The 12,758-nt window shown below is 61.4% G+C and carries 12 protein-coding genes and 1 tRNA gene; 2 read left to right on the top strand and 11 right to left on the bottom strand.

Features of this window, described 5'->3' with window-relative positions; all coding sequences use genetic code 11:
• Nucleotides 1-9 precede the first annotated feature (9 nt).
• Both NKI64_RS23405 and NKI64_RS23410 read right to left on the bottom strand, forming a co-directional pair.
• Complete coding sequence (locus NKI64_RS23405; protein ID WP_352670341.1) at nucleotides 10-486, bottom strand: hypothetical protein; 477 nt, start codon at nucleotides 484-486, stop codon at nucleotides 10-12.
• Between the two features lie 163 nt (nucleotides 487-649).
• A complete protein-coding gene (locus tag NKI64_RS23410) occupies nucleotides 650-1,192 on the bottom strand; it encodes a hypothetical protein (protein ID WP_352670344.1) in 543 nt (180 codons plus the stop codon).
• Nucleotides 1,193-1,414: 222 nt separating this feature from the next.
• Between NKI64_RS23410 and NKI64_RS23415 the strand changes: the two genes are divergently transcribed.
• Nucleotides 1,415-2,167: a recombinase family protein gene (locus NKI64_RS23415; protein ID WP_352670347.1), complete on the top strand. Its 753-nt coding sequence runs from the start codon at nucleotides 1,415-1,417 to the stop codon at nucleotides 2,165-2,167.
• Here NKI64_RS23415 and NKI64_RS23420 read toward each other — a convergent pair whose 3' ends face one another.
• The 9 genes from NKI64_RS23420 to phaC form a co-directional block, all read right to left on the bottom strand.
• A complete protein-coding gene (locus NKI64_RS23420; RefSeq protein ID WP_352670350.1) occupies nucleotides 2,168-2,512 on the bottom strand; it encodes a hypothetical protein in 345 nt (114 codons plus the stop codon).
• Nucleotides 2,509-3,099: a hypothetical protein gene (locus NKI64_RS23425; protein ID WP_352670352.1), complete on the bottom strand. Its 591-nt coding sequence runs from the start codon at nucleotides 3,097-3,099 to the stop codon at nucleotides 2,509-2,511. Before NKI64_RS23425 ends, NKI64_RS23420 begins: the two co-directional genes overlap by 4 nt.
• Before the next feature lie 243 nt (nucleotides 3,100-3,342).
• The gene (locus tag NKI64_RS23430; RefSeq protein WP_352670355.1) at nucleotides 3,343-6,450 is read right to left on the bottom strand and encodes a DUF3987 domain-containing protein; all 3,108 of its coding nucleotides are present in this window, start codon (nucleotides 6,448-6,450) and stop codon (nucleotides 3,343-3,345) included.
• A gap of 49 nt (nucleotides 6,451-6,499) precedes the next feature.
• A complete protein-coding gene (locus NKI64_RS23435) occupies nucleotides 6,500-6,745 on the bottom strand; it encodes a MerR family transcriptional regulator (protein ID WP_352670358.1) in 246 nt (81 codons plus the stop codon).
• Between the two features lie 70 nt (nucleotides 6,746-6,815).
• Nucleotides 6,816-7,562 carry a hypothetical protein gene (locus NKI64_RS23440; RefSeq protein ID WP_352670360.1) on the bottom strand — a complete coding sequence of 249 codons (747 nt, stop codon included), beginning with the start codon at nucleotides 7,560-7,562 and terminating at the stop codon, nucleotides 6,816-6,818.
• 80 nt (nucleotides 7,563-7,642) lie between these two features.
• On the bottom strand, nucleotides 7,643-7,843 hold the full coding sequence (locus tag NKI64_RS23445) for a helix-turn-helix domain-containing protein (RefSeq protein WP_352670363.1): 201 nt from the start codon (nucleotides 7,841-7,843) through the stop codon (nucleotides 7,643-7,645).
• 599 nt (nucleotides 7,844-8,442) lie between these two features.
• Nucleotides 8,443-8,517 (bottom strand) — tRNA-Glu (locus tag NKI64_RS23450).
• A gap of 331 nt (nucleotides 8,518-8,848) precedes the next feature.
• Nucleotides 8,849-9,970: a D-Ala-D-Ala carboxypeptidase family metallohydrolase gene (locus tag NKI64_RS23455; protein ID WP_245259993.1), complete on the bottom strand. Its 1,122-nt coding sequence runs from the start codon at nucleotides 9,968-9,970 to the stop codon at nucleotides 8,849-8,851.
• Between the two features lie 359 nt (nucleotides 9,971-10,329).
• The gene (gene phaC / locus NKI64_RS23460; RefSeq protein WP_352462585.1) at nucleotides 10,330-12,165 is read right to left on the bottom strand and encodes a class I poly(R)-hydroxyalkanoic acid synthase; all 1,836 of its coding nucleotides are present in this window, start codon (nucleotides 12,163-12,165) and stop codon (nucleotides 10,330-10,332) included.
• Between the two features lie 97 nt (nucleotides 12,166-12,262).
• On the opposite strand from phaC, the gene NKI64_RS23465 reads away from it, so the two are divergent.
• Entirely contained in the window at nucleotides 12,263-12,673 is a 411-nt protein-coding gene (locus NKI64_RS23465) for a hypothetical protein (RefSeq protein WP_023753345.1), read from the top strand.
• Nucleotides 12,674-12,758 lie beyond the last annotated feature (85 nt).

The raw sequence follows: 12,758 nt of genomic DNA on the forward strand, positions 1-12,758 counted from the left end.
GGCGGTCCCTCAGTGGAGTGCAGCGCTGCCGGTGTCGATCGGCAGTCGTTTGGCAAAGATGTCTTCGAATATTTCGAAACCGGCGGCCAAAAGCTGCGTCCGATGGAACGCGATCGAAAGTTCCCCTACGAATATGGCCACGTAACTGATGCCGGCCGTCTTGGCGTCGGCCTTGCAGGGATGCAAGAGATCGTTCGTTCGACCCAAGCCCCAATAGGCCCGTTCCGCTGACATCGCGCCATCTTTGGCGAGGATAGGGCAAGCGTCGGCGATCAGCTGCGAGAGCCTTGGCACCAGGTCGGGAAATTCGCCGGGCAGATCGCCGGTTTCGCATGCCGCGAACAGTATCTCGCGCACGCCGCTCAAGGCGTTGAGTACGGTCTTGCCTGGCTCTGTGACGTTGGCCAGATAGCCAGCTGCACGTTCCAGTCGAGAACGAACAGCTTCGGCGGAAGGTGGGGAGATTGGCAGCGTGGGTTCCGTCATCGCATCACCCCGAAATCAACAGCGACGAAGCGCGAGCTTCGCAAATTGATGGCTGTGAAAGGGTTGAAGTTGGCAAGCACTGCTTGCGGCGATTTGCGGATGCTCGAGTCCCGCGCGGTTCCAGCGCTATCACTATACGAAATTTGGACCGAAAAGGCCAGCATCACGCAGCCCCGGCGAGGGCGGGAACCATGGAGCTCCCAATGAGCATACTTGCGACGATTTCTTCGCGCCGTTGAGCCTTTCGCTGCTGCAACCACTGGAAGTCCGAAAGATTGCGCAGGTCGCGTTCAAACAGCTTTATCCACACCTTGGCGTCGGTCAGTCGATGCGGATGATGGGCAGCTTTTTCAACGTCATCTTCCGCCCAGGAGCGGATAACGGTTATCGCTGCCGACATTAAAGTGACGATTTGGCCACGGCTGTAATTTGGGGGCAGGCGCCTTGCCGCGGAGGCCATGGCGTCAGCCGCGTCGAGAACCAACTGGTCGCGACGCTTTGCGTCGAGTTGGTAGACGGGCTTGAATTTTCGGATCGACTCCAACGTGAGCGGCAATTCAAAGGCGATATTGACGTGCAGCAATGTCGACTTCCACAGCCCAAATCCAATGCTGTCGACTTGCCCATCGAAGGCGATTTCTTCCTGGGTGGGCGGATCGCCCTCTTCATGGCCGTCGGTGGCGAAGGGAATGAATTCGTTCGGCATCAGGGCGGGTCCAGTTGTTTCAGTGCACCTATTTTGCCCGCTTCTGTTGAACGAACCAACGGCCTCTAAAAGCCGCTAAATCGAACAAAATGGGGACCAAAAGTTTGAAAATGGGGCGACTTTGTTTCGGCGTTCGCCGGCGCTCGGCCCGGGCTGTTCGGACCGTACCGGGGGGTGCCACCGGCCCCCGGGTCGTTGCCCGGGGGCCGGGGCCGGCTGCTGATGCCTGCCCCGTTGCGTCTACTTTTTACCTTGCTATCATGGCGTAACATTGCCTACAATGTAACATTGCTAATGCACGGTTACAAAAGGGCCGATGAAATGAAGGTTTTTGGCTACGTGCGAGTATCGACCGCCGAGCAGGCGACGAACGGCGACAGCCTTGAAACGCAAAAGGCGAAGATCGTCGGATACGCCATGATGCAAGGCTGGGGGGTAGACGAGATTTTTGTTGAGGCAGGCGTTTCCGGCTCGGTGCCGCTCGCCGATCGGCCGCAGGGCGAACGTCTTCTCGCTGCCGTCGGCAAGGGCGACATGATCATCACGCCGAAACTCGATCGCATGTTTCGGAGCGCATCAGACGCGCTCGGCACCCTCGAGGAGATGAAGGGGCAAGGCACTGGCCTGGTGATGATCGATCTCGGTGGCGACGTCACTGGGAACGGAATCAGCAAGCTAGTGTTCACCATCCTGTCAGCCGTCGCTGAGAACGAGCGCGATCGCATCCGTGAGCGCATTCGTGAGGTAAAGCGCCACCTAGCCTCTAAGGGCGTCTACGGGGGCGGTAAAGCGCCTTTCGGGTTCGACGTGGTCGACGGTCGGTTGGTCGACAATGCGGAGCAGCAATTCACCCTGGCCAAAATGCAATCGATGCGAAAAGCCGGCGCCAGTCTACGCGCGATTGGCGATGCCATCGGCCTGAAGGCGATGTCGGTGAAGCGGATACTAGACCGGGCTGACGCGACGATCGCATGATCAATTGAAGGCGTCGCCGCGTGGCTTAGTCGCCACAGATCCTGTGCGGCGCTGTCTACGGATTAGGTCTTGGGTTGCTTTCTCGAGTTCGGCGCCGTCCATTTCCGACGGTGCCTTCTCTACGCTGGCGTTGCGGTCGTTGCGATCTAGAAGACCGCCTACCATCAAAAGCGTACGCTGGCTCGACGCCTTCGCTGCGGCTGGAGCGTTTGGATCTCGGCAAACCGCAAGGGCGCTCTCAAACGCCACCTGGATACCTACCGTGCGCGCTTGCCTAATGATGTCGGCCCGAAGCCGCTCGTCGCCGTCGAAGTCGTCAAGTTCGTTGTCGTTGAGTTCACTCATGCGAACGCCCCTATCGGCTTTGGTTTTTGTTCGTCGTCTCTGCGGCGCTTAAGTTCCGCGCGCAGCGCCTCGATTTGTTCTGCAAGCTCCGCTGACTTTGCAGACGGCGACTGCCGTGGAGGAAAGGTTTCGATCAGCTCGCGCTGAGCCTTCGCCCGCTCCCGCTCCCGCCGCGCTCTGGCCCGTGCGACCGCCGGACCGGGCTTGTGCGTCTTCTTCCATTGCTCGTAAGCAGCGCGCTCTTCCGCGCTCATCGCCGCGACGCGCTTTGCTCGCTTCGCCGCGGCGCGGTCGAGGTCGTTCAATTTGCGATTCAACTTCGCCACGCCGCCAGGTGCCTTTCCGTCTGGCCACACCGGCAGGTGATACCCGTCGCCGGCCGGAACCCGCCCGCCGTGTAAATAACAGCGGCCATTGGCCATGGCGATCTGGCCGCAGGGGTTACCATGGCTCTTAGCTTTGGCCCCGCATTTCGGCACCAGATGTCGCCGCTTGTTATATGCCCGGATCGCCGCGCGGCCGACGGCGATCTGGGCGGCGCTTCCCCGCCATCCGTCGGGCGGCGTGGGCGTGCCGGCGCGTCTCACAGCCACTCCCACGATAGGCGCTTATGAGTTATCGCCATTCCAACTCTTGCCGCCCCCGAATCGGTCAGCTCACCTGATCGGCACCGCCCCGTATCGATGACAAATTGTCCGACCGAGCCCACTGCGGCAAACGCGGCTTGTGCGCGTGTGAGATACATTTTCAAAACCAGATAGGGAGACTGGTAAAAATAGGGTGGTATGCAAACTATCTCTTCGCGTACGCAAGCCGCGTTTGCCGCGCCTTCAACCTTCATCGCTGCCTCCGTCGGACAATCTGTCCGTGTTGACCCACTTTCGCGCCTCGCCGGCTTCCGCAATAGCTTGCCGCTTTCGCGAGCGCTCCGATGTTTCCCTCGCGGCCTGGGCCTGAAAACGAACATGGACCTTTGGGTTGATCCGCCAGCGAGCCGGCCCATCGGCGTTGCGTTCAGCCACGACACACCAAGCGGCTTCTTCAAGCTCCGCCATGGCCGCCAAAAGCTTTCGGCGGTCGGAACGAAGATCCTTCCGAGCGTCCGAGATGGTCCGCGGTGACAGCGTCTCGAGATCCGGTCGCGTCAGCAGATAGCCTGCGATCGCCCTTGCCTCGGTGGCTGCGGGGTCGGGAGCGAAAAACGATTGGTAAATTCGAAGCCCGTGGCGCAGAAGGAACCTGGCGAAATTGACGGCACGCCGAACGGTAGGCGCCTCAATGTCCGCATTGAAATCGGCGTCGTCCAGCGCGAAGGCAAATTGCAGGGCGTGGAAGGTGAGCACGATGCGCGGCAGGAACAGCCCCCATTTGTCCAGGTGGCCGCGCCACGCGACGGAACCGCCGGGCACGTTCCTTAGGCGGGAGATTGAAGCCATAGCTTCCCTAAAGTCCTTTTGTGCGCTGGGAGCCATCTTCAATGGCACTGAGTGCGGGAACTCTGTTGCCGCCAACTTGCGGAGCGCGCGACGGTATGCGCCGAGCGCCTCTGCGTCTGGCTCTTCGTCAACGGCCTCTCGTTCCGCACCGTCATCGACGACGAAAAGGAACCGCTGGAGCATTCCATCTGCGCCGAGGTTGCGCGCGATCTCTGTCAGCTTCTGCGGCTGCGTTCCGGCGATCACTCCCATCAGGGCCTGATCGGCGCGGACAGAACCGCTGCCGACTCTGTCCACCGTGATGGGGCGACCTTCGAAAAGGCGCAGCGCCTGGCTCCTGTCACCTTCAGCACCTTTTTTATATTGGCCAAGAGAACCGAAAAAGCCCAGCAACTCGTCTGGCGCTCGCATCAGGCCTCGGGGATTTTGGGCGTGTACGCGGACTTGCTGCTCAAGCGTAATGTCGTCGACCACAATGCGGCGTATAATCGGCTCCGAGCCAGGGTCGGGATGTTCCTTCGGCTTCTTCCGGTGCGCATCCCTCGCAGCCGCCCAGCGATCATGCCGGTCTTTACCTGCTGCGTACCATTCCGCGTCGAGCTCCCGTAGCGGCTTTTCAGCGGCGCTGATGACTGGTGATTTGCCACGGCCTGGCTCAGCGACGATTGCAGCCCACAAAGCAGCCGGCTGCACAAAGTCGGTGTCGCGCGCCTTCGGTTGAATTCGCAGCGACGCTCCCACAGCGGCGGAGGCGACAGCAACGGCGGCCAAGGCGGCGAAGCTCTCCGGCGCCCCTTTGCGTCGTGCTTCGCTTCGCACCCATCGGTGGAGCATCGGGGGCAGGCAATCTGCCGGCAGTGCAGAGAGCTCGGCGGGGTCGTCTTGGGCGAAGATGTCGACGGGCTCCGGTTCCCCACCGTAATCAACAGCGGCGGCTCCTTGCTCAGGACACGTAGCGGCCACGACTGCCCGTCGATCGTCGATGATTTTCCGCAGGTTTGCTGGGTCGGGTCTCATCTCATTCGCGAATTCGATTCGTGCAAAGTCAACCGGATCAATCGCCTCCAACGCGACCAGAACGTCTGCCTTCTCGCTCAGCACATCCGGCGGCCAGGACCAAGGCCGGTTGTCTTCAGCAAATTCAAACCAGCGGGCTGTTACCAAGGACTGCCAGCGAAGCCCGACGGCGCGAGCAATTGTTGGCAGCGAGGACGACCAGGTAGCGCCCTCGGCAAACGCGGGGAAATGGTCGCCCGCCAGTGTCCGGCAAAGCCACGTCAACGCCTCAGCTCCAGTAGGGCGTCGAGTCGACCGATCTGGCTCGCCGACGACGGCGAAGGCCTGACCATCCCTAGGCCCGTAGAGAGGGCTCCCTCCGAAGTGTATGACGCCGTCGCCGGCGAACGACCCGAACTCTTGGATCAGCGAGGCGGGCGTGTGGGTTCGCTCCGTTCCGTAGTCCTCAATTCCGTCCGAAAATATTGCAAGATCTTCCTCGAGGTCGCGGTCGAACTCTGCCGACGTGACGCGCCATTCGTGATCGGAGGTTGGCGTGCACGGGACGATTTGCGGCACCCACTCTGCGCGTCGTGCCATGACTGCGCGGCGCACCGCAACGGCGGGCGGGTAGGGCGGTTTCATTTCCCGGCCAGAGCCGCCTTTCGATGCCGACAGGCTGAAGCCCAACGACCGCGCAGTTTCGACGATGGCGGGAATGAGTTCGTCTAGCTTGGCGCTGTCCAGAGTAGGCAAAGCTTCGAACGGTACATTAGGCAACGACGATTGAACGCGGGCGCCGGATGCGTGCATCCCGGCGACGACAATTTGCTGGCCATTCGCCAAGAACTCGACCGCATGTTCTCGCCCGGTCTCGTTATCGACGAGATGCAGCTGCCGTCTACCCCGCGGCGCGGCGAGCTTCACCAACACCATGCAACTGGTCGAGTTTTCGCGCCAGCGTAGCGGAAGGCGCGCGATGGGCACGCTCAATGCATCGGCGGCCAGCCGTTTGATTGCATCGACCAGCGTCCGGCCGCGGTCGGCTTCACGCCCCGTTTCCGCTGTCCCGATCTTGACGTCGATATCTAGCGCAGCCACGGTCCCGGTGGCGAGACACAGCCCTGCGTCTGGCCAAGTGCGCCACTCAGCAACATCCGTGTCGGTTGGCGTTCGGTTCGGCCAGTCCGCCATCGCCCTCCACTTGCCGTTGGCGAACTCGCCCGGCACTTTGCCGTCCGATATCTTCTCAACGAGAAGCTTCGTCCTCCGATCCCACCTGGTGAAACTGACTTTGACGGGCAGGCATGGCCGTAGGAAAGGTAGATAGCCGGCGGCCACCATCGCCGACGCCACTTCTCCTAATGGGGAAGTGCTCGCCGACGACTTCACGGTCGTAGCGGCGGATGTCGCTGGCGTAGCTCGAGCGCCGTCGCGGACTTGCTCCCAACTGGCCTTGCCAGCTTGCGGGCCGTCCGGGGTGTGGTGTACATTCAAGCTGTTCACTTTACTTTCCGGCCGTCGCGCTCTGCCAGGGGCGGGCGGCCTTTTCCTTTTAAGTGTTGTCGACGACGAGCCGCAGATGCGGCACGCCCCGGCGCGCAGGGCGCCGCCTGATGGTTCTGGCGATCAAGGCGTCGACATCTGCCTGATCAACGAAGATCAGCCGGCCGCGCCTCTCAGCCGCCAGCCGGCCGCAAGCCACCCATTCGCGGATCCATGACGTCGATCGTTGGGCGAGAATTGCTGCCTGGCGAACAGTGATGAATTCAGGGCGGTCGACTGCTGACAATTTCCGCATGGTTCTCTTTCCTGGGAGGTTGGTCGTCGGGCAATTGTGGTGAGAGATGCCGTACGATGCGAGTGCGATTTCAGCGCCGGGAATCGTATAGCTGTCGCAAGCGCAGCGGCTGATCGTGCGCTTTTCCAATCCGGTAAATCAGGCCGTCCTGATCGTCGATCGCTTGGGCGAGGGCGGCGCCGCGATAGCTTTTGAGGCGGTCGACGCCGGGCGCTTGCGACCACAACACCAAGAGCGCACGCGTGAACTGTGTTGTGTAGTCGACTTCGAACCGCATCAGCTCTTCGACAGGAATTGCAACACGTCGCGGCCTCTGCAAACCACTCACGAGGTCTGCTCGCCATCGGTTCGCGCCGGCGCGCATATGCCGGCCAGCTAGAAACGACGATGTCGCTGCGCCTCGGTTCACCAGCTTCGCGACTTCTGCGTATAGTGGGGTATCCCGGATCGGATCCAACTCACCGCGGAGCAAGATGCATGCGCCTGCAATGGCGCGCGCGGCCGGAGACGTCAGATCGTGGCGCACTCGCTCGGCAGACAGCAACTCGACCGCCAGGCTCTCATTTCGCCACGCCCTCACCAGTTCGGCCACCAGCGGCTCACCGGCGGCGCCCACTTCGACCCCGGCGGCAGTCACCAGTTCAGTTGCTCGCCTCCGCAGCGAACTCTCGACGGCCGCGACCAACGAGTTGTGGTCATTGAGCATGTTCTGGATCGGTCGGGAGTACGACGGGTCTACAACAGCATGCTCACCGAAGGGCGAGAGGCCCGGTGCGTCGCCGGCGATGCGAAAGCCCTCGACGAGGAAGCCGAGCAAGCTCGACGAGCAAGGATCGTCGTATCGGAGTGGATACGAGGCGCGAAACCGAGGCTCCGGTTCGGAGAGACTATGGGACCTCACGCGGCGCTCACGCAGCTGGCAAGAAAAGCGTCGGCATCAATGCGCCGGATAAGGGTCCGGCCGCCGATCTTCGTTTTCGGTAGCCGGCCGTCTTGTAGCAAACGCCAGACGCCAGCACGCGAGATGCGGAAATAGTCGGCCAATTCCTCGACCGAAAAGACTGCCTGAAGGACTGGCGTGGGGTTCTTAGATGACATTGAGTGGCCTCGCGACTGATTGAGGCCTCATCGTACGGCGTGAGCTTGGCAGACCGCCACCAATTGCCAGGGCAAGTCCAAGGCTTTGAAACAGCGATGGAATCGGCCGAAAGTTTGTTTATTTTGCCCGTTTGGCAGAAGGCGGCTTCGACCGAGTGGGGTCGACCAGAAAGCGCTTCATTCTGTCCACGGCTTCGGCCGATTTGTCGGCCGATGTCGGAAACCGTTCGTGGTCGTTCATCACCAACCACGCCGATCGTGACGTCGGCGAGTCGCCGGCTCTTTTGGCAACAACGCGGTACACGATGCCCAGGGTGGCACTCTGTTTGGAGCCCCGGCGCCTACGCTCTTTGGATGGAAGGTCGCGTACGCCGTTGTCAGGCTCGAGCGCCTTGACCGGACGACCCCACAGCTTGCCCGTCTTGGTGCGTTTTGTTTTGAGAATTGGCCGCAAAATCGATGCCGTTCATCTGTTTTCCCGGTCGCATCTTAGCACATTGCGAATCTCGGTGAAGCCAAAACGCCAACGCAGTGGGTTTCTGCGATCAACGAATTCGGCAACGAATTCCTTCGGTGTGGAGCTAAGTGCTTGAAATATCTGGTACGCCCAAGGGGAATCGAACCCCTGTTACCGCCGTGAAAGGGCGGTGTCCTAACCGCTAGACGATGGGCGCGCTCAGACGAAGCGGCTTATAATTGCGTTGTTGCCAACCGGCAACCCATCAGCCGCCAGATGCGGAAACTTTTTTCAAGAGGGGCGAAAAGGGCCAGTTTGTGAGCCAGCCCAGGTTTTCTGCCCTCGCGTCATTGCACATCTTTGGAGATTAGCCTGAACGCCCCGCGCAGTCGTCATCCTATGGTCTGCGCTGCGTCGCTGCGCGCCTTGCTTCGCCATAGGATGACGAAGTCGCGGGTGCCTCGGCTAATCTCGAACGTCGCTGATAGCTAATCGGGAAAAACGGCAGGCTGCTAACGGCCCCTCGGCCCGTTTGCCGAATGGGGATGCTAACCCCGCCGGCGGCAGCGCCAATTCCAGTCGCGCTCGGGGCCGACGTCGACGTGAACGGATTCGGTATGGCAGTAGGTGCCGACGCCGCCGCGGCCGGGCATGGTTCGGATGTAGCTCGCCAGTTCCCATTTGGAGACGCCGGGAACCTGGATGTCGGCGGCGGCGCAATACATGTGCAGCGAATTCTTGGCGCCGTTGGCGCGCCGGTTGCGGGCCGGGTCGCGGTAGCCTGATGTGACCATCATCTTGCGGCCGTAATGGCCTTCGATGGTCTTCAGCACACGCACCAGCGACGGCTTCAGGCAGGCGACGTCGACGCTCTCGTTTTGCTTCAACAGGCCATTGGGCGCCAGCCGGGCGAGGCCGGCGGCGGAGGCCACCTGATAGGCGCCGCCCGAACCCTCGTCCTCGTTCAGGTCGACGTCGCTTTCGTCGTCGAGGCCGGATTTGCGCTTGATCTCGAACAGCGCCGTCTGGCGCACCCCGGGCAAGGCATCGCTGCCGGTGATGTGGTTGCTCTCGTTGCCAAGCGAGGCAAGCTGCAAGGGCTTGTCGGCGGAATTGGCTGACGCTAGCGTGATGATCGGCTTTGCCGGGACGGCCTTCTGGGAAGCAACCGCAGGCTGTTCGCCCGAGCGCGAGTTGACCAGCGGAGCAGGTGCCGCCGAGGTTGGCGTGGTGCTGAACAGTGAGGCCAGGAAGCCCTTCTTCGGCGTGTCGATCTGCTGGGGCGCGGCGGTCACGTAGACCTCGTTGGTCGCGGGTGCCGCTGCCGTCGCTTTCGGTGCGGTCACGCCGGCATCGGCGGCGGCGATCTTCTGCGCCACGGCGTCCGTTGCGGCCGCGGTCTGTGCTGACTGCTGCAGCGACTGCGGCGTCTGGCCGACAATGGTTTCGGAGCCGGCGGGAACATTGACCGGGAAGCCGGTGCCGGGCTTGGCCACCGGCACATAGGCGACCTGCTCGGGCAGTGTCGCATCGCCCGCTGCCGTCATCATCATCTGCGGCCCGGTGGATGTGACCTGCACGGTCGAATCGCCCGGCGCCGCAGGGCTGGCGCCGGAAGCCGCGGCGATGTCAGAAGCGGTCGCGTTGTAGCCAGGCATGCCGACGGACATTGTGGGGTCGCCGGCGGAGGTGCAGGACGCCAGAAGCACGGAGAAAAGCGCTGCCGCTATAGTGCGACCTTCTCTCCCCGCGAGACGCGATCCTACTGATTTCAAAACTAGATTCCCCCTCGGTGTCCGGTCGGCCTGCTATTGGTGCGGCGTCGAAACGTTCACATCCAATAACCTTGTGTTCCCAAACCGGAAACGAGACTTGTGTCAATTCTGCAAGCCTCTGAATTATTTGCTCGTTGGAGGCCAATTGAGGCTTCTTGAAGGTTGACGACACCATTTCGCCCCGTTTTGCCGGCCCGTCAACTCACCAGACATTACATTCCGTTACACACAGGCACCTGCAAAAGGTGCCGGCGTTACACGCGGACCTTCACATAGGTGCCGGGGGCATCACCCAGGGTTTTCATATTCTTGCCCGGTTTGCGGGCCGGAACGAGGGTGTCGTCCTGGGTTTCGATCCAGTGCTGCCAGTGCGTCCACCAGGAGCCGGGATGCTCCACCGCCGAGGCGAGCCACTGGCCAAAATCGCCCGTCGGTTTGCCGCCGGTCCAGTACTGGTATTTCTTGGCTGCCGGCGGGTTGACGACACCGGCAATGTGGCCGGAACCAGCCATCACAAACTCGACGTCGCCGCCGAAATATTGCGAGCCGAGAAACACCGAAAGGGCCGGCGCGATGTGATCTTCCTTTGACGCCAGGTTGTAGACCGGGATGGTGACGTCGGCCAGCGACACAGTGCGGCCGGCGAGTTCCATCACGCCACGAGTCAGATTGTTCTCGAGATAACAGTTGCGCAGGTAGAAGGAGTGGTTTGCAGCCGCCATGCGGGTGGAATCGGCGTTCCAGTAGAGCAGGTCGAAGGGCAGGGGATCCTTGCCGCGCATGTAATTGTTGATGACATAAGGCCAGATCAGGTCGCCCGAGCGCAGCATGTTGAAGGCGGTCGCCATCTTGGTGCCGTCGAGGTAGCCCTTTTCGTTCATCGATTTCTCGACCGCTGCCACCTGGTCCTCATCGACGAAGACTTTCAGGTCGCCGGCATGGGTGAAGTCGACCTGCGTGGTGAAGAAGGTCGCCGATTTGATGCGGTTGTCGCCTTCCTGTGCCAGCAGTGCGAGTGCGGCCGCCAGCAGCGTGCCGCCGACGCAATAGCCGATGGCGTTGACCTCTTTCTCGCCGGTCGCCTTCTCGATCATGTCGAGGCCGTATTGCAGGCCTTCCCGTATGTAAGCTTCCCAGCCCTTGGCGCCGTGCCGCTCGTCGGGATTGATCCAGGAGATGACGAACACGGTATGGCCTTGCTCGATCGCCCAGCGGATGAAGGACTTTTGCGGGTTGAGATCGAGGATGTAGAACTTGTTGATCCAGGGCGGGCAGATCAGCAGCGGGCGCTTGAGCACCGTCTCCGTCGTCGGATCGTACTGGATAATTTCGGCGACATCGCTGCGGCCGACCACCTTGCCGGGAGATGTCGCGACGTTCTTGCCGATCTCGAAGGGCGAATAGTCAGCTTGTCTCAGCTTCAGGTCGCCCTTGCCGGCGGCGATGTCTTCGGCCAGCATCTTCATGCCGCGCACCAGGTTTTCTCCATTCGAGGCGACGGTTTCTCGAAACAGCTCCGGATTGGTCAGGATGAAGTTCGACGGCGAGATGGCATTGGACACCTGCTTGACGTAGAAGCTCGCCTTGTGGCGGGTGTGGTCGTCGAGGCCTTCGGCGTGCTCGACCAGGTCGGCCGCCCAGCGCGAGGTGACGAGATAGGCCTGTTTGAGGAAATCGAAGAAAGCGTTGCGACCCCATTCGGGGTCTTGAAAACGCTTGTCGCCGCGCTCGGGCTTGACCGCATCGTCCGGCGCTTCGGCATTCGGGCTAACCTTCTGGATGGCGTTGCCCCAGACCGTCATGTAGCCGGCGAACAGTCGCGTCTGCGCTTCCAGCGCGCGTTGCGGGTCGGCCAGCCAATATTCGCTGAGCTTGGAAAAGGTTTTGACCATGTCGACCACGGGTTCGGCGACATGATCGCGCACCTCGCCTTTTTCGCGCGGCTCGGCCCAGGCCGAGGCGGCTTTGCCGGCCTGTTCGACCATGCGCGCCATGTTCAACGCGAAGCGTTCCGGGTCTTTCACCAGATATTGCTCGACGGTCGAAGATTGATCATCTTCCGCTTTGCTCGAATCAGGTGTTTTGGACATGGCTCGCGGGGTTCCTCCCGAGGCGTTTTCTTGACATATTATCATGGGACATCTGACCGGGTCCAATGCGCTGTACCCCGGCTGCCAGGAAAACAATATGACGATTAACACCGGCAAGACCATTTTTTCGGGAGCAGGCCGCTTTTGCCGCGTCGCGGTTGCAATCGCCTGTCTGACGCCAGGGCTGCTGGCGGCAAGTGGCTGCACGAGCGCCAACACCGGCAACGGGATGAATGTCGGCCTGACCCAGGGCGCGCAGGACACCGGCTCTTATCCCAATCTCAACATCCCACCGCAGGTGGCGGCAAAGCAGCTCACCCCTGAGGAGACGCAGGCCAAGCTTGCCCAGTTGAAGGGCGAACAGCAGGGGCAAGTGGCCAAGGGCGGCGGCGGTGCCCCGTCCACCAGCCCGGCGGCGCTGAATTCGCTGGCGAAGAACCATGGCAAGGACACGCTGAAGCAGATCGAAGCCAAATGCGATCCCGCCCTCGACCCTACCTGCAAATAAGGCTATATCGCGCGCCGAAAGCGGTCTTTGCCAAAGGCGCCTAGCCAAGCCAACTGTGCTAAAGCCAATCTTAAATCGTCTGGAA

The sequence above is a fragment of the Mesorhizobium sp. M0478 genome (genome assembly GCF_040321305.1).
Lineage (GTDB): Bacteria > Pseudomonadota > Alphaproteobacteria > Rhizobiales > Rhizobiaceae > Mesorhizobium.